This is a genomic window from Streptomyces sp. NPDC005925 (genome assembly GCF_040638805.1).
Lineage (GTDB): Bacteria > Actinomycetota > Actinomycetes > Streptomycetales > Streptomycetaceae > Streptomyces.
Map to the genome: position 1 here is coordinate 1 of NZ_JBEXVL010000005.1, position 23,272 is coordinate 23,272.

General features: G+C 71.7%; 19 protein-coding genes. 11 read left to right on the forward strand and 8 right to left on the reverse strand.

The genetic code is table 11. The annotated features are described in order from the left end of the window. Positions 1-181 precede the first annotated feature (181 nt). Positions 182-568, reverse strand: coding sequence for a hypothetical protein (locus tag ABZ354_RS08565; protein ID WP_358654373.1), 387 nt, complete (start codon positions 566-568; stop codon positions 182-184). Between the two features lie 88 nt (positions 569-656). Then, entirely contained in the window at positions 657-1,469 is an 813-nt protein-coding gene (locus ABZ354_RS08570; RefSeq protein WP_358654375.1) for a hypothetical protein, read from the reverse strand. A 257-nt stretch (positions 1,470-1,726) separates the two neighbouring features. Between ABZ354_RS08570 and ABZ354_RS08575 the strand changes: the two genes are divergently transcribed. Continuing rightward, the gene (locus ABZ354_RS08575; protein WP_358654377.1) at positions 1,727-2,326 is read left to right on the forward strand and encodes a transglycosylase family protein; all 600 of its coding nucleotides are present in this window, start codon (positions 1,727-1,729) and stop codon (positions 2,324-2,326) included. Between the two features lie 7 nt (positions 2,327-2,333). Here ABZ354_RS08575 and ctaD read toward each other — a convergent pair whose 3' ends face one another. After that, positions 2,334-4,040: a cytochrome c oxidase subunit I gene (gene ctaD / locus ABZ354_RS08580; RefSeq protein ID WP_358654379.1), complete on the reverse strand. Its 1,707-nt coding sequence runs from the start codon at positions 4,038-4,040 to the stop codon at positions 2,334-2,336. A 429-nt stretch (positions 4,041-4,469) separates the two neighbouring features. Here ctaD and ABZ354_RS08585 point away from each other — a divergent pair, with 429 nt between their 5' ends. Next, on the forward strand, positions 4,470-4,685 hold the full coding sequence (locus tag ABZ354_RS08585; RefSeq protein ID WP_358654381.1) for an I78 family peptidase inhibitor: 216 nt from the start codon (positions 4,470-4,472) through the stop codon (positions 4,683-4,685). A gap of 151 nt (positions 4,686-4,836) precedes the next feature. Here the strand turns inward: ABZ354_RS08585 and ABZ354_RS08590 are convergent, their stop codons facing one another. Next, positions 4,837-5,850, reverse strand: a complete 1,014-nt coding sequence (locus ABZ354_RS08590; protein ID WP_358654383.1) for a phosphatase PAP2 family protein — start codon at positions 5,848-5,850, stop codon at positions 4,837-4,839. Between the two features lie 660 nt (positions 5,851-6,510). Here ABZ354_RS08590 and ABZ354_RS08595 point away from each other — a divergent pair. After that, on the forward strand, positions 6,511-8,133 hold the full coding sequence (locus ABZ354_RS08595) for an MFS transporter (protein WP_358654385.1): 1,623 nt from the start codon (positions 6,511-6,513) through the stop codon (positions 8,131-8,133). Positions 8,134-8,285: 152 nt separating this feature from the next. Then, positions 8,286-9,476: an acyl-CoA dehydrogenase family protein gene (locus ABZ354_RS08600; protein ID WP_358654389.1), complete on the forward strand. Its 1,191-nt coding sequence runs from the start codon at positions 8,286-8,288 to the stop codon at positions 9,474-9,476. Positions 9,477-9,557: 81 nt separating this feature from the next. Here ABZ354_RS08600 and ABZ354_RS08605 read toward each other — a convergent pair whose 3' ends face one another. After that, complete coding sequence (locus ABZ354_RS08605) at positions 9,558-9,995, reverse strand: cell division protein SepF (protein WP_358654391.1); 438 nt, start codon at positions 9,993-9,995, stop codon at positions 9,558-9,560. A gap of 290 nt (positions 9,996-10,285) precedes the next feature. On the opposite strand from ABZ354_RS08605, the gene ABZ354_RS08610 reads away from it, so the two are divergent. The 6 genes from ABZ354_RS08610 (at position 10,286) to ABZ354_RS08635 (ending at position 20,376) form a co-directional block, all read left to right on the forward strand. Then, positions 10,286-11,476, forward strand: coding sequence for a DUF5685 family protein (locus ABZ354_RS08610; protein WP_358654393.1), 1,191 nt, complete (start codon positions 10,286-10,288; stop codon positions 11,474-11,476). Between the two features lie 339 nt (positions 11,477-11,815). Beyond that, a complete protein-coding gene (locus tag ABZ354_RS08615; protein WP_358654395.1) occupies positions 11,816-12,724 on the forward strand; it encodes a S1 family peptidase in 909 nt (302 codons plus the stop codon). Between the two features lie 687 nt (positions 12,725-13,411). Continuing rightward, entirely contained in the window at positions 13,412-14,494 is a 1,083-nt protein-coding gene (locus ABZ354_RS08620) for a S1 family peptidase (RefSeq protein WP_358654397.1), read from the forward strand. A gap of 265 nt (positions 14,495-14,759) precedes the next feature. Further along, positions 14,760-18,290, forward strand: a complete 3,531-nt coding sequence (gene dnaE / locus ABZ354_RS08625) for a DNA polymerase III subunit alpha (RefSeq protein ID WP_358654399.1) — start codon at positions 14,760-14,762, stop codon at positions 18,288-18,290. Beyond that, the gene (locus ABZ354_RS08630) at positions 18,287-19,261 is read left to right on the forward strand and encodes a hypothetical protein (protein ID WP_358654401.1); all 975 of its coding nucleotides are present in this window, start codon (positions 18,287-18,289) and stop codon (positions 19,259-19,261) included. The genes dnaE and ABZ354_RS08630 overlap by 4 nt, the downstream gene beginning before the upstream one ends. Positions 19,262-19,518: 257 nt before the next feature. After that, on the forward strand, positions 19,519-20,376 hold the full coding sequence (locus ABZ354_RS08635; RefSeq protein ID WP_358654403.1) for an alpha/beta fold hydrolase: 858 nt from the start codon (positions 19,519-19,521) through the stop codon (positions 20,374-20,376). A gap of 308 nt (positions 20,377-20,684) precedes the next feature. Here ABZ354_RS08635 and ABZ354_RS08640 read toward each other — a convergent pair whose 3' ends face one another. After that, positions 20,685-20,819 (reverse strand): hypothetical protein, encoded by a 135-nt coding sequence (locus ABZ354_RS08640; RefSeq protein ID WP_358654405.1) that lies wholly within the window; start codon positions 20,817-20,819, stop codon positions 20,685-20,687. A gap of 139 nt (positions 20,820-20,958) precedes the next feature. Here ABZ354_RS08640 and ABZ354_RS08645 point away from each other — a divergent pair, with 139 nt between their 5' ends. After that, positions 20,959-21,570 carry a class I SAM-dependent methyltransferase gene (locus ABZ354_RS08645; protein ID WP_358654407.1) on the forward strand — a complete coding sequence of 204 codons (612 nt, stop codon included), beginning with the start codon at positions 20,959-20,961 and terminating at the stop codon, positions 21,568-21,570. 260 nt (positions 21,571-21,830) lie between these two features. On the opposite strand, the gene ABZ354_RS08650 is transcribed toward ABZ354_RS08645, so the two are convergent. Both ABZ354_RS08650 and ABZ354_RS08655 read right to left on the reverse strand, forming a co-directional pair. Further along, positions 21,831-22,346: a DUF402 domain-containing protein gene (locus ABZ354_RS08650; protein WP_358654409.1), complete on the reverse strand. Its 516-nt coding sequence runs from the start codon at positions 22,344-22,346 to the stop codon at positions 21,831-21,833. Beyond that, entirely contained in the window at positions 22,327-23,256 is a 930-nt protein-coding gene (locus ABZ354_RS08655; protein ID WP_358654411.1) for a GNAT family N-acetyltransferase, read from the reverse strand. Before ABZ354_RS08655 ends, ABZ354_RS08650 begins: the two co-directional genes overlap by 20 nt. Positions 23,257-23,272 lie beyond the last annotated feature (16 nt).

Sequence of the window (23,272 nt, forward strand, 5' to 3'; positions counted from 1 at the left end):
GCTGCATGAGCCGGGAGTATGCCTCCCGCTCCCGGGTGAGCTTCTTCCTGCCCTGAGGCTTCGTCCGGTCCTTACGGATCTCGAAGTCCATCGCACCCCTTGAACTGGGGTGTTGCAACGACTCCTAGAACCCAAGGCGAGGGGCCGCCCCTTTCGGCGTCATGCCGTGCTGTGCCCGGTCTCACAGGCCGCGGCGCGGCGCGGGCGGCAGGGCCGGCACATGGTGCGTCCCGGGGGCCTGTCGCTCGATCTGCCCGACGCGCTGCCACGGCGACAACTGGCCCGTGGTGTGACGGGCGTTGTTCGCGCCCGCGCTGTAGGCGCTGTACGAGCTGTGGCCGAGGCCGTCCAGCGAGCCCGTGCCGCGGTGGATGTTCCCGAAGGCCGTGAAGCCCAGGTCCTCCTCGCCGCTGCGGTCACCCGGCAGAGCGCGGAAGGACTTGACGTACTCGGCGTAGAGCGCATCGTAGATCGGCGTGGCCGATGGGCCGCCCCGGGAGTCCCGGACCGACCGCCCCGGGGGCAGCGGCTGATAGGACTGGCGGCGGGGAACGTCGTATGTGTGCACGTATGTCCAAACGACACCGCCCGCCAGGGGATGCGGCTGCCGGGCGGCTTTCGCAGGTCAACTGCCTTCGGGTGCGGGGCGGGGCATCTCAGGTGCCCGTCAGCGGCAGCGCCGCCGCGACCAGCCGGCCGTTCGCCGCTGCCTTGTCGAGGGCGCCCCGCAGCAGGTCCTCGCGCGGCTGGCGGCCGATGGAACCGACGGACGCCGCGAACATCAGCACCTGCTGGTGCTTGTTGGCGGCTGCCCGCCATCCGTCGGTGACCAGCAGCGGCTGGTGCGCCTGCCACCAGGCCACCGACTGGTTGCCGCCCGGGCCCGGCTGGAGCACCGCGTGCAGCTGGCCCATGGCGAGCAGCACCGACCAGCCGTGCAGCACCGACGGCACCGCCGACAGCTCGTTGACCGGCATGAAGCCCTGCTCGACGAGGAGCGGCAGGAAGTCGTCGCCGGTCGTGGCGCCGGGCCGCACGATGGGCGTGGTCGGCTCGACCACCAGCGCCGGGTGCAGGTCCCCGGCGATCAGCACCAGTCCGCTGGTCACGCCGAGGACGGCCTGCTCGGGCGAGGCCTGCTGGTGACCAACCTGGCCGGGCGCACCCTGCTGCGGCGCGTGCGCGGCCGTACTGTCGCCGGTGATGGACTTGACGGCCCCCTGGAGCTGCTCCTCGGTGACCTGGACGACCTGCGAGGCCAGACAGCCGGAGTGGGCGAAGGCGAGGACGGCGGTCTCGTCCCCGATGAACAGGACGGTGCTGGTGCGCTCCTGCTCCGAGTCGCCCGGAGTGCGGCAGGAGGTGCAGTCGTAACTGCCCGGGGCGGATTCTCCGGCGAGCAGCCGGTCGGCTTCTTCGTCGCCGATCTCGGCGCGTACCTCGTCGCTGACGTCGAGCATGCGCGGCACGGGTGGCTCCCTCGGGATGCGGTACTGACGATGCCGGGTGGCTCCCGGATCGTGGTCCGGGTGGGTCCCGGCTCATGAAGATGACAACGGGTGAGCCGGGGACGAGTCACGCCTTGAGGCCCTATCGATACGTACCGTGCACGGCGTGACACACCGGGCCGGCGGCGGAACCGTTCAGTGCGCCGACCGGGTGGGCCGCCCGGCCGCACCGGACGCGCCTGGGCGGGTGTCCGCCGCAGGCCGCCTAGCGTGGGGCGATGCACGCCAAGCCGATCACTCTCGCCCTGGCCGCGGTCCTGTTCACGGCCCTCGTACCCGGTGCCGCACACGCGGCCGAGCCCGCCGCGACCCCGCCCACGGCGGGCGCGCCACGCCCCTGCCCGAAGGACAAGTGGCCTTGGGACTGCGTCGCCGACTGCGAGAGCAGCGGCCGCTGGGACATCAACACCGGCAACGGTTTCTACGGCGGACTGCAGTTCACGCAGTCCACCTGGCGGGAGTTCGGCGGCCTCACGTACGCGCCGCGCGCCGACCTCGCCACCCGCGCCGAGCAGATCGCGGTGGCCCAGAAGGTGCTGGCCGTGCAGGGCTGGGGCGCCTGGCCGGTCTGCTCCATGCGGTACGGGCTCACGGGCCGCATGCACACCGTGCAGCCCGGCGACACGCTCTCCTCGATCGCCCGGGAGTACGGCGTCAAGGGAGGCTGGCGCGGCATGTACGACGCCAACCGCGCGGCCGTCGGGCCCGACCCCGGCCTGCTGCGCGTCGGAACCCTGCTGACCATCCCCGCGGGTTCGTCCCGCGCCCAGGACGCGCACCGTCTCCCGGCGATCTTCGGCCCGCCCCTGCAGTGGTGACCCCGGCTCAGTCCCGTTCCTGAGAAGCCTGGTGCCGCTTCGGCTCGGGCTGCGGGGTCCCGGCCGCGTAACCCGGGTGGTGCAGGTCGAACGCCGGGGACTCCGAGCGGATCCGGGGCAGGGTCGTGAAGTTGTGGCGGGGTGGCGGGCAGGATGTCGCCCACTCCAGGGAGCGGCCGTAGCCCCACGGGTCGTCCACGTCGACCTTCTCGCCGTACTGGGCGGTCTTCCAGACGTTGTAGAGGAACGGCAGTGTCGACAGGCCGAGCAGGAACGAGCCGATCGTGGAGACGGTGTTCAGCGCGGTGAAGCCGTCGGCGGCGAGGTAGTCGGCGTAGCGGCGCGGCATGCCCTCCGCGCCCAGCCAGTGCTGCACCAGGAACGTGGTGTGGAAGCCGGTGAACAGCGTCCAGAACTGGATCTTGCCGAGCCGCTCGTCCAGCATCTTCCCGGTGAACTTGGGCCACCAGAAGAAGAACCCCGCGAAGGTCGCGAAGACGACGGTGCCGAACACGACGTAGTGGAAGTGGGCGACCACGAAGTACGTGTCCGTGACGTGCAAGTCCATCGGCGGCGACGCCAGGATCACCCCGGTCAGCCCGCCGAACAGGAACGACACCAGGAACCCCGTCGCCCACAGCATGGGCGTCTCGAAGGACAGCGAGCCCTTGAGCATGGTCCCGGTCCAGTTGAAGAACTTCACGCCGGTCGGCACCGCGATCAGGAAGCTCATGAAGGAGAAGAAGGGCAGCAGCACCGCACCCGTCGCGAACATGTGGTGTGCCCACACGACCACCGACAGGCCGGTGATGGCCATCGTCGCGCCGACCAGCATCAGATAGCCGAAGATGGGCTTCCGGCTGAACACCGGGACAATCTCCGTGATGATCCCGAAGAACGGCAGCGCGATGATGTACACCTCGGGGTGCCCGAAGAACCAGAACAGGTGCTGCCACAGCAGCGCCCCGCCGTTCGCCGCGTCGAAGACGTGGCTGCCGAACCGCCGGTCGGCCTCCAGGCACAGCAGGGCGGCCGCCAGCACCGGGAACGCCATGAGGATCAGGATCGACGTGAACAGCGTGTTCCAGGTGAAGATCGGCATCCGGAACATCGTCATGCCGGGGGCGCGCATCCCGATGATCGTCGTGATGAAGTTGACCGCGCCGAGGATCGTGCCGAAACCCGTCAGGGCCAAGCCCATGATCCACAGGTCGGGTCCGAGGCCCGGCGACCGCTCCATGCCGTTGAGCGGCGCGTAGGCGAACCATCCGAAGGCGGCCGGACCGGTCGGCAGCACCAGCGAGCCCAGCACGATCAGCCCGCCGAAAAGGAACAGCCAGTACGACAGCATGTTCAGCCGCGGGAAGGCCACGTCCGGTGCCCCGATCTGGAGCGGCATCAGCTCGTTGGCGAAGCCCGCGAAGCTCGGTGTCGCGAACAGCAGCAGCATGATCGTGCCGTGCAGCGTGAACGACTGGTTGTACTGCTGGTGGTGGATCAGCTGGAGACCGGGCCGGGCGAGCTCGGCCCGCATCAGCAGCGCCATGACGCCACCGGCCAGGAAGAACGCGAACGACGTGATCAGGTAGAGATGCCCGATCTTCTTGTGGTCGGTGGTGGTCAGCCAGTCCACGACCACGCGGCCCCGTGGGTTTCCGCGCGGTCTCCGGCCGGACGGCGGCCGAGCCGCCGGCTCCGTGGTCTGCGTCCCCATCGCTCGCTGCCCCTTCGCTCGTCGAGTCCCGGGCCCGCCGCTGCCCGGGACGCGTGTGCCCCGGCACCCGCCGTCATACGGGCGCGGCACACGCGCATGTGCGGCAGGGGCCGTACCGTCCTTTGCCGGAAGCCGGCCAATTCCTGTGCCCCTCGGTACGCTCCGGACCGGTTCGGGACGGCGGAATGAAAAGGACCCCGGGGAACTTCTCACGGCACCTTTCCGCCCGGCTATTCCGACCGGCGGCAGGACACGCGGGAATTACGTTCGAATACCTGCGGAAGGCGTACGGACCCGCACGCCCGTGTGAGCGAGTTCGCCCCTGCGGTTGTCGTCGTCCTGTGACAGAAGCGTGACGGGGAGGGCCGGCGCGGTGGCTGTTCCCGGCCCGGACTTCCCCGCCGGCGGGTCAGGGCATAGCGTGACGGCATGGCACCGATTCCCACTCCGCCCGCCGAACCGCAGGACAGTCCGGACGTTTATGTCGGCCTCGGGTCCGAACAGGCCGAAGCGCTCGCGCGTGAGCGCGGCTGGTCGACGGTGAGGGCGCTGCCGCCGGGGGCGATCATCACCATGGAGTACCTCGCGGGCCGGCTGAACTTCGAGGTGCAGGACGGCCTGGTGGCGCGAGCCTGGAAGGGCTGAGCGCCCCGCGGCAGGAGGGCACTGAGGTACGGACGATCCTCGCGCGCGCGATCCGTCGTACCAGCGCGGCCCCGGTTCCCTCGGATGCGACGAGGGAACCGGGGCCGTTGCCGTGCGCGGGGCCGCGTCCGCCCGCGGAGGACTTCGCCGGTCAGCAGCCCGTCACCGGGTGGGCCGGGGAGCCCGTGCCGCGCGTGAGGCGGTCCGGGTGCGGCGCGTGGGGGCGCCTGCCGCCGGCCGTGGTGACCGGGGCGCGCTCCGCGCGGGTCGTGTGCGGGCCGGGCGCGAGGTGGACCGGTGGCCGGGCCGAGCGCGCCGCGGAGACCGGCTCGCGCGCCGGTGTCTCCTCCCCGGCGGGCGTGGGGTGCGGCGGGACCATGACCGGGACGCCCGCGGCCCGTGCCCTGCGGCGGGCGAGCCGGTCGTCGCGCAGCTTCAGGATCCGGGCCTCGGCGCGGGCGATCAGCGGCTCGAACCAGGGCAGCGCCAGCAGGATCAGCAGTCCGGCGACCCAGCCCAGCAGTACGTCGCTCAGCCAGTGCGTACCGAGGTAGACGGTGGCCATGCCGACGCCGAGCGAGGTCACCGCGGACACCGCGGACAGCCAGCGCCTGGCCCATGGGGTGGAGGCCAGATAGGCCAGGATGCCCCAGGTCACGACGGCGTTGGCGGTGTGGCCGCTGGGAAAGATGTCGCCGCCGAGCCACATCTCGCTGGCGCCGATCTCCGTCGCGTAGTGCGGTCCGAGCCGCCCCATGCCGTACTTGGCGGCGCCGACGGTGATGTTCAGCAGCAGCAGCGAGGCGCCGAGGGCGAGCAGCGGGCGCAGCGTGTGCTGCCGCCAGGAACGCCAGCCCAGCCAGGCCGCGATCATCACGGCGGTGGGGCCGCGCTGGCCGAGGACGACGTAGTAGTCGACGAAGGCGTGGATGTTCTGCCACTGCTGGTACGGCCGGAAGAACATGACCTGCCAGTCGAGGCGGACGAGCCACGAGTCGATGACCACGGCCCACACGATCGCCACGTACACGGCCAGAGTGCCCGCCAGCAGCACGACCCGGTGCCGGCTCATGCGCGGCACGCCGATGTGGACCGGCCGCTGCGGCTCACGGTCCAGTCTGGCGAACACCCGGTCCAGACGGGTGGGGCTCGTTTTGGTACGCACCCAATCGACGCTACAGGGCCCGGCGAGACGGATTGACCCGGTGGAAGGGTTTGTAATGCCTATGTGATGTGGCCTTCGCCTCAAACAGCACGTTCTTCGTGTGTCGAATGGTTCCTTTGTCGTGGGAATCCCTGGACCGACGGCGCTGTACTTCATTTCGCGGTGGATCGGTGTTCCCCGGCGATTTACCGCCGGGCCACCCGAAGTGCGGCACGCGAACCGGCGTGAGCCGTGGTGACGAACAGCCGGGAGAAAGGGAGAGCGCGCTTTCTTCACCCGTTCATCCGCATAATACAGTCGGAAGATATTGGCTCCCCGAGGCTCCGCGAACACCTCGACCAGCGGTGACGCCGGCACGAGGTGTGTCCCACGTCGGCGGGTGGGGATGCCGGGCATCCGATGCGCCTGTTGTGCGGCGAATACCGCGGAATGTGCCCACGCGCACGGCATCCGTTCCCTCGTGGGTGAGAGTGGCGTACGCCACACCCCTCCGTGAGGTGCGTGAGAGGTCCGCCACTCGGTGCCCGGATGAACTCGCGTACGCTGACGTGTCACTCGCTGCGATGCGCGGGCCGGGACCGCCACTCCTTCCCGGCCGAGTCACGGGAGCCCCCACCCCGTGAGCCCGCCGACCGCGAGGAACATCTGGGAGGTACGTACATGTCCGGGACGACCACGGCCGCTGCTCTGCGCCGTCGGGCGGCCGGGGCCGGTGCCAACCGCTGGGTCGTTCTCGTCGTCCTCTGCGTCAGCCTGCTGCTGGTCGCCGTCGACGCGACCGTGCTGCACGTCGCCGTCCCCGCCGTCACGGAGGACCTCAGGCCCGGCGCGATGGAGCTGCTCTGGATCGTCGACGCCTACCCGCTGGTCTGCGCGTCGCTGCTGATCCTCTTCGGCACGCTCGGCGACCGCGTCGGCCACAGACGCGTGCTGCTCCTCGGCTACGGCCTGTTCGGCGTCGCCTCCGCCATGGCGGCCGTCGCGGACAGTGCCCACGTGCTGATCGTGGCGCGGGCGCTGCTCGGCGTCGGCGGCGCGATGATCATGCCCGCCACGCTGTCGATCCTGCGGCAGGTCTTCCCCGACCGGCGGGAGCGGGCCCTCGCGATCGGCATCTGGAGCGCCGTCGCCGCGGTGGGCGCCGCCGTCGGACCGCTGCTCGGCGGCTTCCTGCTGGAGCACTTCTGGTGGGGTTCGGTCTTCTTCGTCAACATCCCGCTCATGCTGGTCAGCCTCCCGGTGGGCCGGCTGCTGCTGCCCGAGTCGAAGGGTGACGGCCAAGGGCCCTGGGACGTGGTCGGCGCGCTGATGGCGGCAGCCGGGCTGTTCGGCATGGTGTTCGGCGTGAAACGGCTCGGCGGTGGCGAACCGGTCGACGGCGCGTCGACCGTGCTGCCGCTGCTGGCCGGCGCGACCCTGCTGGTCCTCTTCGTGCGGCGGCAGAAGCGGCGCCCGCAGCCCCTGGTGGACCTGAGGATGTTCGGCAGGCCCACGTTCAGTACGTCCGTCGGCTGCATCGTGCTGGCGATGCTCGCGCTGGTCGGCCTGGAGCTGATCGCCGCGCAGTATCTGCAACTGGTGCTGGGCCTGTCGCCGCTGCAGACCGGGCTGCGGCTGGTGCCGCTGACCTTCGCGGCGATGGCGGCCGGGCTGGCGGGCGCGCGGATGCTGCGCCGGTTCGGGCCGCGCCGCATGGTCTGCTCCGGGTTCTGCCTGACGGCGGTCGCGGTGGTGCTGCTGACGGCGATGGGGCCCACGGACGACTGCCCGCTGCTGCTGTCCGGCTTCGTCCTGCTCGGCTTCGGCCTGGAGACCACGCTGTTCGGGGCGTACGAGTCGATGCTGAGCGAGGCCCCGCCGGAGCAGGCGGGCGGCGCCGCGGCCATCGGCGAGACGTCCTACCAGCTGGGCGCCGGAATCGGCATCGCGCTGCTCGGCAGCGTGATGAACGCGGCGTACGCGCCCGGCCTCAGCTCCGTACCGGGAGTGCCGTCGTCGGCCTCGGCCTCGGCGTCCCACTCGCTGGGGGAGGCCTACGAGGTCGCGGCCCAGCTCGGCGGCCCGGTCGGCGCCGCCCTGCGGGGTGCGGCGCGGGACGCCTTCGTGCACGGGCTGCATGTGACGCTGCTGGTGAGCGCGGGGCTGTTGCTGCTGGGCGCCGTGATGGCGCTGCGGTTGCCGCGGGTGATGCACTGCGAGGCGCAGGAGCCCCGGGCGGTCGACCTGCCCGGGCCGCGCGAGGCCGAGGTGGCCGCCCACGCGCCGCCGGTCACGGCCCGTTGAGGCGGACCCTCGGCAGGCCCTTCGGCGTGCGCCTTCCGGCAGCCGCGTGAGGCGGCCCGGCCAGGGGGTGTGGACGTGCGGGACACTGCGTCGTAACGTCGGAAGCCGTCGTGACTAGCACTGCTAGTTTTTTGCTGCCGGAGGGTGCCCCCATGTCCAGGTCCTCGTCGTTGCCCCCGTTCGACCCCGCCGACCCCCTCGGCATCGACGATCTGCTGGAGCCCGAGGACCTCGCCGTGCGGGACACCGTGCGGGCCTGGGCCGCCGACCGCGTACTGCCGCACATCGCGGAGTGGTACGAGAAGGGCGAACTGCCCGGCATCCGGGATCTCGCCCGGGAACTCGGCGCCCTCGGCGCCCTGGGCATGTCCCTCAAGGGATACGGCTGCGCGGGGGCCGGGGCCGTGCAGTACGGGCTCGCCTGCCTGGAACTGGAGGCCGCCGACTCCGGCATCCGCTCCCTGGTCTCCGTGCAGGGTTCGCTCGCCATGTACGCCATCCACCGGTTCGGCAGCGAGGAGCAGAAGCAGCGGTGGCTGCCGCGCATGGCCGCCGGTGAGGTCATCGGCTGCTTCGGCCTGACCGAGCCCGACATCGGATCCGACCCCGCGGCGATGCGGACGTACGCCAAGCGGGACGGCGGAGACTGGGTCCTCAACGGCCGCAAGATGTGGATCACCAACGGCTCGGTCGCCGGGGTCGCCGTGGTGTGGGCGCAGACCGACGACGGCATCCGCGGCTTCGCCGTCCCCACGGACAGCGCGGGCTTCTCCGCGCCCGAGATCACACACAAGTGGTCCCTGCGCGCGTCCGTCACCAGCGAACTCGTCATGGACGACGTGCGGCTGCCCGCCGACGCCGTCCTGCCGGAAGTGACCGGACTGCGCGGCCCGCTCAGCTGCCTGTCCCACGCCCGCTACGGCATCGTCTGGGGGTCCATGGGCGCCGCCCGGTCCTCTTTCGAGACGGCCGTCGCCTACGCCACGTCACGGGAACAGTTCGGCCGTCCCATCGGTGGCTTCCAGCTGACGCAGGCCAAACTCGCCGACATGGCCGTCGAACTGCACAAGGGGATTCTGCTCGCCCACCATCTCGGGCGGCGCATGGACGCCGGCCGCCTGCGCCCGGAGCAGATCAGCTTCGGCAAGCTCAACAACGTACGAGAGGCCATCGACATCTGCCGTACGGCCCGGACCATTCTGGGTGCCAACGGGATCTCGCTCGAATATCCCGTGATGCGGCACGCGACCAACCTCGAGTCGGTGCTCACCTACGAGGGCACCGTCGAAATGCATCAGCTCGTGCTGGGCAAGGCGCTCACCGGACTCGACGCGTTCCGGTAGACCTCCCGGTCGGCCTGCCGGGGGTCCGGCGGGCCCGGACCGGCGGACCCCGCTGGGGCGGGGCCGGTGAGCGGCCCTGCCTCAGCTCTGGTTGAAGAAGCCGTCCGTGCGGTGCGCGGCGGGTTCGCCGCTGATGATCTCCGTGTCGGCGGGCGTCAGCAGGAACACCCGGGTGGAAACGCGGTCGATCGAACCGCGCAGGCCGAAAATGAGCCCGGCCGCGAAGTCGACGACGCGCTTGGCGTCGCCGGCCTCCATGGCCGTGAGGTTCATGATGACGGGGACCCCGTCCCGGAACAGCTCGCCGATGGCACGCGCGTCCCGGAAGCTGTCCGGGGTGACCGTGCCGATCCGGCGGCCCTTGTCCTCCGCCGTCTCCGAGGCCACCTTCACGCGTGGGTCGGTGACCCAGGCGTCCCCGGATTCGGTCCCCTCGTAAGTCTCGTCGTCGTAGTAGCGCTCGTCATCGTTGTCGTCGACGAGGCCGAGCCACGCACTCGCCTTGCGCACCGATCCCATGGACGCCTCCTCTCACAGCGGTCTTTCTGCTTTCCGCACCCCTATGGTCGTTCATGATGCGGATGGCGCGCCAAGTGGATAGTCGCCGCGCGGGGGGTTTGTGACGGTACTGGTGCACAGGCGATCCGTCGAGAGTCCATGTTTCCCAAGGGCCTTGAGGTAAACCGCTGCTGACTGTGAGTGAAATATGATTTCTCTCGGCGGACGGGTGAGTCGCGACGCGTTCGGGTGAACGAAGTGGCCGATACGATGCGGTCGACAGGCACGTCGATCGACGGGGGATGCGCGCCATGTTCGGAATAGTCAGGCCATGTCGGCACCGACTCGGGGAGAACCTCGCAACCCAGTGGATGGCGCATTTGTGCGGGCTCTGCCTGGCGCTGCGCGGAGACCACGGCCAGTTCGCGCGGGTCGTCACCAACTACGACGGGCTACTCGTCTCGGTGCTGACGGAAGCTCAGGCCGAGCGCTCCGAGGGGCGGCGGCGCACTGCCGGACCCTGTCCGCTGCGCGGCATGCGCACCGCGTCCGTCGCCCGGGGCGAGGGCGCGCGGCTCGCCGCCGCCGTCTCGCTGGTGCTGGCCGCCGCCAAGGTGCGCGACCACGTCGCCGACGGCGACGGGCTGCTGGCCCGTCGGCCGGTGTCGCTCGCCGCGCGCCGGGTCGCCACGAGCTGGGGCAGGGCGGGGGAGCGCGCCGGATCCGCCGTCGGATTCGACACCGCCGTCCTCGTCGACGCCGTGGACCGGCAGATCGGCCTCGAAACGCTCGCCGGACCCGGGACGCCGATCCTCACCGTGACCGAACCGACCGAGACCGCCACCGCCGCCGCGTTCGCGCACACCGCGGTGCTGGCGGGTCGGCCGTCCAACGCCGCACCGCTCGCCGAGGCCGGCCGTCTCTTCGGCCGGCTCGCGCATCTGCTGGACGCCGTAGAGGACCGTGAGTCCGACGCCGCGTCGGGCGCCTGGAACCCGCTCGCCGCCACCGGTACCTCCCTCGCGGAGGCCAGGCGGCTCGCCGACGACGCCGTGCACGGCATCCGGCTCGCCCTGCGCGAGGTCGAGTTCACCGAGGGCAGGCTCGCGCACCGGCTGCTCGTGCACGAACTGCCCGCCTCCGTCGACCGCGCCTTCGGCACCGTCTCCTGCGCGCACGGCCGCCCCGAGCTGTACGGCCCCCCGCCGGGCGGGCCGTACGCGCCGCCCGGCGGGCCGCACGGCCCCGGGGCGCCGACGCCGCCGGAGCCGCCGCACCGCGACCGGCGCGGGCTGCTCGCCGGGTGCGCGGTCTGGCTGGGGCTGGCCTGCACGTGCCAGATGTGCTGCGGTGAGTTCCATGACCCCTGGTCGGGGCGGCGGCGGCAGGGTCTGTGCAGCAACTGCGACTGCGACTGCGGGAGCTGCTGCGACTGCTGCTCGTGCTGCGGCGAGGACGGCTGCTGCGGGTGTGACGGGTGTGACTGCGACTGCGGCTGCTGACCGACGCTCTGCAGGGCGGCCGGTCCGTTCTCGGGCCGGCCGTCGGTGTGTGGAGCGGCCGTCGGTGCTTCAGGGGCTGTCAGGTGTGCGTCTTCCGAGGAGTGACAACGTCGAGGTCGGCGTGGTGTGAAGACGATGTGGACGCCGAACGGTTATACGTGGGTAAAAGGTTGACGTCCGAAAGGCCCTCTTGCGGTAATCGACCGCCGGCCGAATACTCCCCACAGCGCTTGTCAGGGGCACGACGTGTTCGGAATCCGGACTCGTGGTTCCCTCGACTGCGCCTCACGGGCCCTCGACCCCACGACGGGCCCCCTACTTCCCCCGTGGAGGAACCAAGTGAGGATCAAGCGCATGACCCCCCGCAGCGGCATGTCGAGACGGACCCGGCTGATCGCCGTGTCCACCGGTCTCGTGGCCGCGGCCGCGATCGCGATCCCCAACGCGAGCGCGTCGGAGACCCCGGCGACCTTCAACGCGAGCCAGCTCAAGAGCGCCAGCGCCGCGGTACTGGACGCCGACGTCGCGGGTACCGCCTGGGCCGTCGACAGCAAGACCGGCCGTGTCGTCGTCACCGTCGACAGCACGGTCTCGCAGGCCGAGCTGGCCAAGATCAAGGAGGAGGCCGGCGCCAACGCCGACGCCCTCACGATCAAGCACACCCCCGGCAAGTTCAGCAAGCTGATCCAGGGCGGTGACGCCATCTACGCGAGCAGCTGGCGCTGCTCCCTCGGCTTCAACGTCCGCAACAGCGCGGGCACCCAATACTTCCTGACCGCCGGTCACTGCACCGACGGTGCGGGCACCTGGTGGGCCGACTCGGGTCACTCCACGACCCTCGGCACGACCGCCGGCTCCAGCTTCCCGGGCAACGACTACGGTCTGGTCCGGTACACCAACAGCTCCGTCTCCAAGCCGGGCACGGCCAACGGAGTGGACATCGTCGGCGCCAGCACCCCGGCCGTCGGCACCACCGTCATCCGTGACGGTTCCACCTCCGGCACGCACAGCGGCCGTGTCACGGCCCTGAACGCGACCGTCAACTACGGCGGCGGCGATGTCGTCTACGGTCTGATCCAGACCACCGTCTGCGCCGAGCCCGGTGACTCCGGCGGCTCGCTCTACGGCAGCAACGGCCAGGCGTACGGTCTGACCTCGGGCGGCAGCGGCGACTGCTCCTCCGGCGGCACGACCTTCTTCCAGCCGGTCACCGAGGCGCTCAGCGCGTACGGCGTCAGCGTCTACTAGGCCGACGCCCCACCGGTACCTCCGCACGGAGCTCCGACGGCCCGGTCCGGGCCGACGGCAGACGAGCCCCCCGCAGCGACAGCTGTGTGGGGGCTCGCCCTCGTTCAGGCGCTTCACCCGGATTCGCGCGGAGCGGGGGCTTCTTGGGCCAGGCCGGGACGGTTGGCACTGCTTCACGCTGCCTCACACCCTTCACACCGGCTCACACCCTCTCGCACCCTCTCGCACCCCCTCGCGCCGACTCGCACCGGCTCGGGGTGTCTTGTGCTGTCTCGTACCGGCTTGCGCGGGCCTCGTGGAGACGTTCCGCGGCGGCGGGAATTCCCTCCCCCCGGACGTGCGGATGGGGACGACTCGGCGTCAACCCGCGTTGATCCGGGCGCCGTAGGGGCGAAAACAAGACAGGACCAGACCTCACCGTCAGTGCATGGGTTACCCGCCCGTAGTGTTTGCAGAAGAATCGACCTGGGGTGACCGTGGGCAGTCAAGGCGGTGGGGGTGTGTGACGCACATCGCACGCGCGTCCTGAAGTCGACCTTGTGTGCCCCCCGCAACCCTAGGAATAGTGGGCGCCGTTCAACCGGCACGGACGTGGCGTTTTTCGTGAGCTGCCTCTGTGTTCGTATGCCTTCCGGTCCGCGAGATCCCCACAATCTCCCGGATCGACCCCCCACAGGAGGACATGAGTTGAAGCATCGACGCATACCCAAGCGGCGCGCAGCCGTGATAGGTGCGGGAATCGCCGCACTGGTCGCGGCGGGAGTCACCTTCCAGACTGCGAACGCGAGTGAGTCGCCCGAGGCCGCAGCCCCCAAGACCCTGTCGGTCACGGCGGCCGGAAAGCTCGCCTCGACCCTAGTGCAGGACCTCGGCGCCGACACGGCGGGCACCTACTACGACGCCCAGGCGAAGAGCCTCGTCGTGAACGTGCTCGACGAGGCCGCCGCCCAGGCCGTCCAGGAGGCCGGTGCCAAGGCCAGAATCGTCGAGAACTCCCTCGCCGAGCTGAAGAGCGCCCGCACCGCCCTCAAGCAGGACGCGACCATCCCGGGCACGTCCTGGGTGACCGACCTGGCGGCCAACAAGGTCGTCGTCACCGCCGACCGCACGGTCTCCAAGGCCGAGCTGGCGAAGCTGACCGGCGTCGCCGGCAAGCTCGGCCGGACGGTCGAGGTCAAGCGGACCAAGGGTGAGTTCAAGACCTTCGTCGCGGGTGGCGACGCCATCACCGGCGGCGGCGGGCGCTGCTCGCTGGGCTTCAACGTGGTCAAGGGCGGCGAGCCCTACTTCCTGACCGCCGGTCACTGCACCGAGTCCATCTCCAGCTGGTCGGACTCGTCCGGCAGCGTCATCGGGGAGAACGCGGACTCCAGCTTCCCCGACAACGACTACGGCCTGGTGAAGTACACGGCCGACGTCGCCCACCCCGGCGAGGTGAACCTCTACAACGGTTCCGCGCAGGCGATCAGCGGCGCCGCCGAGGCCACCGTCGGCATGCAGGTCACCCGCAGCGGTTCGACCACCCAGGTCCACGAGGGCACGGTCACCGGCCTGGACGCGACCGTGAACTACGGCAACGGTGACATCGTCAATGGTCTCATCCAGACCGATGTGTGCGCCGAGCCCGGCGACAGCGGCGGTTCGCTGTTCTCCGGCGACAAGGCGATCGGCATGACCTCCGGGGGCAGCGGTGACTGCTCCTCCGGCGGTGAGACCTTCTTCCAGCCGGTGACCGAGGCGCTGTCCGCCACGGGTACGCAGATCGGCTGACGCACCTCCCGGCCTGACGGCCACCACGTGAAGTCCCGCCCCGCGCGCGAGGGGCGGGACTTTCGCGTGCCCGGGCCCGGTCGGGGCGGGCGGGTGCGACCGGGCCCGGACCGGGCGTTTACGCAGGTGGGCCGGGGTCGGACGGGTGCCGTACAGATGTTCGAGAATTGGTCTATGGTGGGGGTGGGGAGCTTGGGAACTGATGTTCGAAGATCGAAGGACCGAGGGGCCGATCCCCCCGGGTCCGTGAGTACGGGAGGTGCGTGTGCCGGGTTTCCCGCATCTGCACACCGTCTCCGGGTTCTCCCTGCGGTACGGCGCCTCGCACCCGGAGCGGCTGGCCGGGCGTGCCGCCGAGCGGGACATGGACGCGCTCGCCCTCACCGACCGCGACACCCTCGCGGGCACGGTCCGCTTCGCCAAGGCCTGCGCGGCGGCGGGCGTCCGTCCGCTGTTCGGCGTGGACCTCGCCGTGGCGGACGCCGAGGACGCCGAGGGGATCGCGGCGGGGCGCGTGAAGCGCCGTACGCCGGTACGGGGCGGCGCCTTCGTCGACGAGTCGGCGCCCCGCGTCACCTTCCTCGCCCGGGACGGCGCCCGCGGCTGGGCCGACCTGTGCCGGATCGTCACAGCCGCGCACGCCGGGGAGGGCCCGCCCCTGCTGCCCCGGTCCGCCTGCCACGGGGACGGCCTGACCGTCCTGCTCGGACCGGACTCCGACGTCGGCCGCGCCCTCGCCGCCGGCCGCCCGGACCGCGCCGCCCGGCTGCTCGCCGCATGGCGCGAGGTGTACGGCGACGCCCTGCGGCTCGAAGCGGTCTGGCACGGCCGCACCGGAACCGGAGCCGGTTCGCTGCGGCTCGCCGCCCGCACCGTCGGCTTCGCCGCCGAGCAGCGGATCAGGCCCGTACTCAGCAACGCCGTACGGTACGCCGACCCCGGCACCGGCCCCGTGGCCGACGTGCTGGACGCCGCGCGCCGCCTCGTGCCGATCGGTTCCGTCGGGGAACCGGACTCCGGGGAGGCCTGGCTGAAGGGGCCGGAGGCGATGGCCGGGGCGGCGGAGCGCGTCGTGGAGGCCGCGGGCTTCCGGCGCGACATCGCCCACCGGCTGCTGGAGCAGACCCGGGCGGCGGCCGCCGAGTGCCGCGTGGACCCCGAGGACGACCTCGGCATCGGCACCGTCCACTTCCCCGAGCCGCACCTCGTCGGAGCCGGGCGGCGCACCGCGCAGCGCACGCTCGCCTCCCGGGCGGCGGCGGGCATGGTGCTGCGCGGCTACGACGGGCGGCGGGCCTACTGGGAGCGGATGCACCAGGAGCTGGACATCATCGCCCACCACGGCTTCGCCTCGTACTTCCTCACGGTCGCCCAGGTCGTGGACGACGTGCGCGCCATGGGTATCCGGGTCGCCGCGCGCGGCTCCGGCGCCGGGTCGCTGGTCAACCACCTGCTGGGCATCGCCCACGCCGACCCGGTCGAGCACGGGCTGCTGATGGAGCGGTTCCTGTCCAAGCGGCGACTGGTGCTGCCCGACATCGACATCGACGTGGAGTCCGCCCGCCGTCTGGAGGTCTACCGGGCGATCATCGGCCGGTTCGGCACCGAGCGGGTCGCGACGGTCTCGATGCCGGAGACCTACCGGGTGCGGCACGCCGTCCGGGACGTGGGTGCCGCCCTGTCCATGGACCCGGCCGACATCGACCGCATCGCCAAGTCCTTCCCGCACATCCGCGCCCGCGACGCCCGGGCGGCCCTGGCGGAGCTGCCCGAGCTCAGGCAGCTGGCCGGGGAGAAGGAGAAGTACGGGCGGCTGTGGGAGCTGGTGGAGGCGCTCGACGCCCTGCCGCGCGGCGTCGCCATGCACCCGTGCGGGGTGCTCCTCTCGGACGCCTCCCTGCTCGCCCGGACACCGGTGGTGCCGACCAGTGGCGAGGGCCTGCCCATGTCGCAGTTCGACAAGGACGACGTCGAGGACCTCGGGCTGCTCAAGCTGGACGTCCTGGGCGTGCGGATGCAGTCGGCGATGGCGCACGCGGTCGCCGAGGTCGAGCGGGCCACGGGGGAGCGGGTCGACCTGGACGCGGTGCCCGAGGGGGACCCGGACACGTACGGGCTGATCCGTTCCACCGAGACGCTGGGCTGCTTCCAGATCGAGTCGCCGGGCCAGCGGGACCTGGTGGGCCGGCTCCAGCCGGCCGGCTTCCACGACCTGGTCGTGGACATCTCCCTGTTCCGGCCCGGCCCGGTCGCCGCCGACATGGTGCGGCCGTTCATCGAGGCGCGGCACGGGCGGGCGCCGGTCCGCTACCCGCACCCCGACCTGGAGGACGCGCTGAAGGAGACGTACGGGGTCGTCGTCTTCCACGAGCAGATCATCCGGATGCTCGACGTCCTGACCGGCTGCGGGCGCGACGAGGCCGACCGGGTGCGGCGCGGGCTGTCCGACCCCGAGTCGCAGGCACGGATCCGGGTGTGGTTCGCGCGGAGCGCGGCGGAGCGCGGCTATGACGCAGAAACGATCCGGCGGACATGGGAGATCGTGGAGGCCTTCGGTTCGTACGGCTTCTGCAAGGCGCACGCGGTGGCCTTCGCCGTGCCGACCTACCAGTCCGCCTGGCTGAAGGCCCATCACCCGGCCGCCTTCTACGCGGGACTGCTCACGCACGACCCCGGCATGTACCCGAAGCGGCTGCTGCTGGCGGACGCGCGGCGGCGCGGGGTGCCGATCCTGCCGCTGGACGTGAACGTGTCGGGCGTCGCCCACCGTATCGAACTGGTGTCCGACGGAAAGAGCGAGTGGGGGCTGCGGCTGGCGCTGTCCGACGTGCACGGCATCAGCGAGGCCGAGGCCGCGCGGATCGCCGAGGGCCAGCCGTACGCCTCACTGCTCGACTTCTGGGAACGGGCCCGGCCCAGCCGCCCCCTCGCCGGGCGCCTCGCGCAGGTCGGCGCACTGGACGCCTTCGGCGCCAACCGGCGCGACCTGCAACTGCACCTGGCCGAGCTGCACCGGGGTGCGCGGAGCGGCGGTGGAGACCAGCTGCCGTTGTCGGGCGGGCGGAGGACGGCCCCGGCCGGGCTGCCCGACCTCACCCCGGCGGAACGGCTCAGCGCCGAACTGGGCGTGCTGTCCATGGACGCCTCGCGCAACCTCATGGACGACCACCAGGCCTTCCTCGACGAGCTGGGCGTGGTGTCGGCACGCCGGCTGCGCGATGCCCGGCACGGCGAGACGGTGCTGGTCGCGGGTGCCAAGGCGGCCACCCAGACCCCACCGATCCGGTCCGGCAAGAGAGTCATCTTCTCCACGCTGGACGACGGCACTGGCCTGGTCGACCTCGCCTTCTTCGGCGACTCGCACGACGCCTGCGCCCACGCCGTCTTCCACTCCTGGCTGCTGCTGGTGCGCGGCGTGGTGCAGCGCCGCGGCCCGCGCAGCCTCAGCGTGGTCGGCTCCGCCGCCTGGAACCTCGCCGAACTGCTGGAGGTGCGCCGGGAGGAGGGACTGGAAGGGGTCGCGGCCCGGCTGGCCGCGCCGGGCGGCGCGCCACCCGCGGCCGACGACGGTGACGGCGTGGCCGACGGTGGTGACGGCGCGGCGCGCAGGAGACTCGCCGGTTCGGACGGGTTGCCGTCGCCGGCCGGTTCCGCCGCCCGCGATCCGATGGAGGGCCGGAGGATCCGGATGTCCACGGGGTACGAGATGCACCCCTGGGCCGATCTGCGCCCGGCGGGCGAAGGGTCCGCGGTGAGAAGGAAGTTGTGGCACCAGAGTCCGGGGAGCGCGGGATGACCATCCTCTGCGTACGTTTCCAGCTGCCGGGGAGAAACGAGACGGCCCTGCCGGGGCTGCTCGGGCTGCTGGAGGAGTTCACGCCCGTGATCGAGGCCCTGCCGCCCGACGGCGCACTGGCCGATCTGCGGGGCGCCGAACGGTACTTCGGACGCGACGCGGTCGCCCTGGCGTCGGTGATCCGCGTCCGCTCCCTCGCGCGGCACGGCGTCGACTGCCTGGCCGGAGCCGGGCCCGGCCCGATGCTGGCCCGCATGGCGCTGCGCGACGCCCGGCCCGGCGTGACGTGCGCGGTGCCCGGCGACCCCGAGGGCATCGCGGAGTTCCTGGCCGGCAAACCCGTCACCGCGCTGCCCGGCGTCGGCACCGCGACCGCCCGCACCCTGTGCGAGTACGGTCTCGACACCCTCGGCCGGGTCGCCGCCGCCCCGCCGGCCACGCTCCAGCGCCTGGTCGGCGCGAAGGCGGGACGGGAACTGCACGAGAAGGCGAACGGTGTCGACCGCGGCCGGGTCGTACCGAATGCCGTCTCCCGCTCCCTGGCCACCGAGCGCCCCTTCGACCGCGACGAACTGGACCCCGCCCGGCATCGCCGTGCCCTGCTCTGCGCGGCGGAGGAACTGGGCGCCCGGCTGCGTGCCGTGGACAAGGTGTGCCGCACCCTCACCCTCACCGTCCGCTACGCCGACATCTCTGCCACGACCCGGAGCCGGGCGCTCCCGGAGCCGACCGCGCACTCCGCCGCGCTGACGAGGGCCGCCTACGGCATGTACGAGGCGCTCGGCCTGCAGCGTGCCCGGGTGCGCGCGATCACCCTGCGCGCCGAGGGCCTCGCCCCCGCCGAACAGGCCTCCCACCAGCTCACCTTCGACCCCGCGGACGACAAGGCCCGCCGTCTCGAGGAGGTCGCGGACCGCGCCCGGGCGAAGTTCGGCCCACGCGCGGTGATGCCGGGGACGCTGGCGGCGTAAGCGGCATCGGTGGGCGGTCGATCGGCTCGCGGGGGAGTCCGCGGGGGTTTTCGGCCGCATGACGAAAGCCTGTCAAATGCCGTGCATGTGACGCGCGGTGCGGCGGTCGCCCCAAGTTTTTACTGACGCGTAACTTCACACCTGCGCTACTCACCCGTAACTTGACACGTGAAACAGCATCCCGTGATCCGGATCACTGGGCACCGAGTCGCCACTCCTTTGAGTCGCTACCCCATGAGCCGCAAGGAGATCACCCGATGCTCCCCTGGAAACGACTGCTCGGACCGCTGGCCGCGGCCCTGCTGACCGCCACCCTGGCCGCCCCCTCCGGCGTCGCCCACGCCGCCGCCGGACCCGACCGCGGCTGGAACGACTACACCTGCAAGCCGTCCGCCGCGCATCCCCGGCCCGTGGTTCTCGTTCACGGCACGCTCGGCAACTCCGTCGACAACTGGCTCGGACTGGCCCCGTACCTGAAGGGCCGCGGATACTGCGTCTACTCCCTCGACTACGGCGTCCTCGACGGTGTGCCCCTCTTCCACGGCCTCGGTCCGGTCGACAAGTCGGCGCGGGAGCTGTCCGCCTTCGTCGACAGGGTGCTCGCCGCGACCGGCGCCGCCGAGGCCGACCTCGTCGGCCATTCGCAGGGCGGCATGATGCCCCGCTACTACCTCAAGTTCCTGGGCGGAGCGGGCAAGGTGAACGCCCTCGTCGGGCTCGCGCCGAGCAACCACGGCACCACCATGTTCGGCCTGACGCAGCTCCTGCCGTACTTCCCGGGCGCCGAGGACCTGCTGACCGAGGCCACCCCGGCCCTCGCCGACCAGATCGCCGGATCCGCCCTGCTCACCCGGCTCAACGAGGGCGGCGACACCGTACCCGGCGTCAACTACACGGTCATCGCCACGAAGTACGACGAGGTCGTCACGCCGTACCGCAGCCAGTTCCTGAACGGGCCGAACGTGCGCAACGTCGTGCTGCAGGACCTGTGCTCGGCCGACCTGTCCGAGCACGTCGCGATCGGCCTGACCGACCGGGTCGCCTTCCACGAGGTGAACAACGCGCTCGACCCGGCCCGGGCCACGCCGACCACCTGCGCCTCGGTCTTCGAGTGACATGTCCGTGACGCCCGCCGGGGTGTGACGACGCGCAGAAAGGGGGCCTGTCCGGCCCGAGCCGCCGGACAGGCCCCCTGGCGCGGGGCCTCACGCGGTATGTGAAAGGTCCTGCTGCGCGATCACTCGCGACATGCGTGAATACCTGGGAAATCCCGGGGGGTGAGCCCCGGGTGCGATCCGGTGGGTGGTGATCCGAGCCTGCTTCCGAGAGCCTGCGCATGCTGCCGGCGGCGGGTGAAGGGGATCCTCGTGCTCGCGTCGGGGGAGCGCCGGGACCGCGCTCGGACTGAGACGCGGGCCGCGTCTCAGTTGTCCGGCCACCAGGTCCGGGCGATGTCCTTGCGGACTTCGGGTCGTCCCGCGGGGCGGTCGTCCGCCTCGTCCAGGACTCGGCGCACGTCCGTCTTCTTCAGGGGCTTCTGCACGGTCACACGGCGCATGGCTGCCTCCTTCAGTGCTACCGGGTTCCGCGATGTCACGGGGGTAGACACGTTCGGCGAGAGTTACTCATCGGCGCGGGTCTGTCAGTGGCGGCTGTCACGGATCGGCTTGTCAGTGACGGGTGTCACTGTGGGGTGCATGACCATGAACAACCCTCCGCAAACCCCGACGGACTGGGAAGCAGCGACCGCCACCTTCGACGACGAGCCCGATCATGGCCTGCGCGACCCCCGCATTCGCCTCGCCTGGGACGCCCGGCTGCGCTCCTGGCTGCCCCGGCGGAAGGGCGACGTCCTCGACCTGGGCTGCGGCACCGGCAGCCTCTCGCTCCTCGCCGCCGGGCAGGGACACCGCGTGACGGGCGTCGACCTGGCCCCGGCCATGGTGGCCCTGGCCCGCGAGAAACTCGCCGGGCGTGACGCGGTGTTCCTCGTCGGTGACGCGTCGAAACCCCCGGTCGGTGATCTCCGCTACGACACCGTGCTCGTACGGCACGTGCTGTGGACGCTGCCCCACCCCGGCCGCGTGCTGCGGCACTGGTGGTCGCTGCTGCGCCCCGGAGGACGGCTGGTGCTGGTGGAGGGCGTGTGGGGGACGGCCGACCCGGCCGGCATACCCGCCGACCGGCTGGCCGCCCTGCTCGCGCCCCTCACCGGCCACGTGCGCGTGGAGCCGCTGTCCGACGACGCGCTGCTGTGGGGGAAGGCGGTCACCGACGAGCGGTACGCGATCGTGGCGACGACCGGATGAGCGGCCCGCCCCCGCTGAAGGCCCCGGACCCCGTCGGGCCTTCGGACTCGTCAGGCCTTCGGGCCTGTCGGCCTTCGGGCTCGTCGAGCCTTCGATCCTGTCGGGCCATCGGACCCGTGGGTTGCTTGCCGGAGTCCTCGGGCCCTCGGCCCCCCGGCCCGGTTCCGTCAGGTCCCCCGTCGTGGCAGGCCCCCGGTCCCCGCGGGTCCCCGGTCCCGTCAGGTCCCCGGTCCCATGGGTTCTGTCGGGCGCTGAGGTCCTCAGGCCGTCAGCGTCCCGAAGCCGCCGTCCGCGCGGGCGAGTTCCTCCAGCTCGTCCAGGGCGGCCACGGCACGCGCGGCGGCCTCCGGGTCCCGTTCGGCGAGCCCGCTCGCGGCGAACTCGTCCTCGTCCAGCCGCCGCACGTCGCTGCCGTCCGCCGAGCGCCACAGGTCCAGGTCGAGATCCTCGACGACCACCTCGCCGCCCCCCACGACGACGGGGCGGGTGACGTCGCAGTACCAGCCCTTGAGGTGGCCCCCGGCGTCCCGGACCTCCTTCACGGCGTACCAGCGGTCCCGCCAGAAGTACTCCGTGAAGACGTCGCCGGCCTCGAAGCGGACGAAGCCGAAGTCGCGGACAGTGTCGCCCGCCCACGGGGCACGGACGGTGATACGCGTGCCGTCGTCGGAGAGCAGCTCGGCCGGGTAACGGATCTTCGTACGGCCGCCCTTGACCAGGACCACGTCGAGCACCCCGTCCGCCTGCCCCGTACCGTCAGCGGAGTTCGCGGACATACCGGACCTCCGTCCCGCCCACCTCGTACCCGAACCACTCGTTGATCGCGAGCATCGGGCCGTTCCCCGCGTCGTTGCCCGTGAACGCCTCCCGGTATCCGGCGGCGCGGGCCCGGTGCAGGGAGTCGCTCTTGGCGAGTTTCGCCAGCCCCCGGCCGCGGTGGGCGCGGGCGGTTCCGGTCATGGCGGTGCTGTAGCGGGCGGCGCCGTCGGTGTAGACCGCGGTGAAGGCGGCGGGGCGGCCGTCGACCACGGCGACCGTGGTCAGGCCGAGATCGAGAAGGGGATGCCGCCAGGTGTCCGCCAGCCAGGCCTCGTAGTCGGTGAACGAGACCTCGATGTCGCTGGGTTCGTCCGACGTGGTCTCCGCGTCCAGCTCGAACAGCGGGCGCGGGTCGTCCGCGAAGTCGGCGCCCGTGCGCAACTCGACGCCGGGCGGCGGGTCCAGCGACGGCGGCAGCGTGCCGCCCGCGAGGTCCAGCCGCAGGAAGTGGGCCGAGCGGCTCGCCGTGTAGCCGCGCCGCTCGGCGAACGCGCGGTTGCCCGGCTCGTCGGGGACCCATGAGAAGACCTTCGTCACGCCGAGGGAGGCCAGCAGTTCCTCGGCGGTGCGGGCCAGCAGTGATCCGGCGCCGCGCCCCGTCCGGTCCGGGCGGACGTAGACGTTGGCGGACCCCTGCCCGGGCTCCGGGCTCTCGTGGGCGAGGCTCACCTGGGCGGTGCCGACGATCTCGCCGTCCTCCTCGGCGACGAGCTGCGTGAAACGGGCGTCGGGGTGGGAGCGGGTCAGGTTGTGCAGCACGGACTCGGGAGTGGACAGCATGAAGGGAACCGCCATCAGACGGACCCGGGAGAAACCCTCCGCGTCCGCTCTGACGTGGGGACGGAGGTGGCGCACGATCACGGTCATGAAGGCGCACGCTACG

What these genes read in the sequence shown, in the direction of transcription:
- ABZ354_RS08640 (WP_358654405.1), bottom strand. Translation starts at nt 20,819, where the DNA reads ATGCGCCGTGTGACCGTGCAGAAGCCCCTGAAGAAGACGGACGTGCGC.
- ABZ354_RS08605 (WP_358654391.1), bottom strand. Translation starts at nt 9,995, where the DNA reads ATGGGATCGGTGCGCAAGGCGAGTGCGTGGCTCGGCCTCGTCGACGAC.
- ABZ354_RS08645 (WP_358654407.1), top strand. Translation starts at nt 20,959, where the DNA reads ATGACCATGAACAACCCTCCGCAAACCCCGACGGACTGGGAAGCAGCG.
- ABZ354_RS08655 (WP_358654411.1), bottom strand. Translation starts at nt 23,256, where the DNA reads ATGACCGTGATCGTGCGCCACCTCCGTCCCCACGTCAGAGCGGACGCG.
- ABZ354_RS08585 (WP_358654381.1), top strand. Translation starts at nt 4,470, where the DNA reads ATGGCACCGATTCCCACTCCGCCCGCCGAACCGCAGGACAGTCCGGAC.
- ABZ354_RS08575 (WP_358654377.1), top strand. Translation starts at nt 1,727, where the DNA reads ATGCACGCCAAGCCGATCACTCTCGCCCTGGCCGCGGTCCTGTTCACG.
- ABZ354_RS08635 (WP_358654403.1), top strand. Translation starts at nt 19,519, where the DNA reads ATGCTCCCCTGGAAACGACTGCTCGGACCGCTGGCCGCGGCCCTGCTG.
- ABZ354_RS08630 (WP_358654401.1), top strand. Translation starts at nt 18,287, where the DNA reads ATGACCATCCTCTGCGTACGTTTCCAGCTGCCGGGGAGAAACGAGACG.
- ABZ354_RS08650 (WP_358654409.1), bottom strand. Translation starts at nt 22,346, where the DNA reads ATGTCCGCGAACTCCGCTGACGGTACGGGGCAGGCGGACGGGGTGCTC.
- ctaD (WP_358654379.1), bottom strand. Translation starts at nt 4,040, where the DNA reads ATGGGGACGCAGACCACGGAGCCGGCGGCTCGGCCGCCGTCCGGCCGG.
- ABZ354_RS08595 (WP_358654385.1), top strand. Translation starts at nt 6,511, where the DNA reads ATGTCCGGGACGACCACGGCCGCTGCTCTGCGCCGTCGGGCGGCCGGG.
- ABZ354_RS08600 (WP_358654389.1), top strand. Translation starts at nt 8,286, where the DNA reads ATGTCCAGGTCCTCGTCGTTGCCCCCGTTCGACCCCGCCGACCCCCTC.
- ABZ354_RS08610 (WP_358654393.1), top strand. Translation starts at nt 10,286, where the DNA reads ATGTTCGGAATAGTCAGGCCATGTCGGCACCGACTCGGGGAGAACCTC.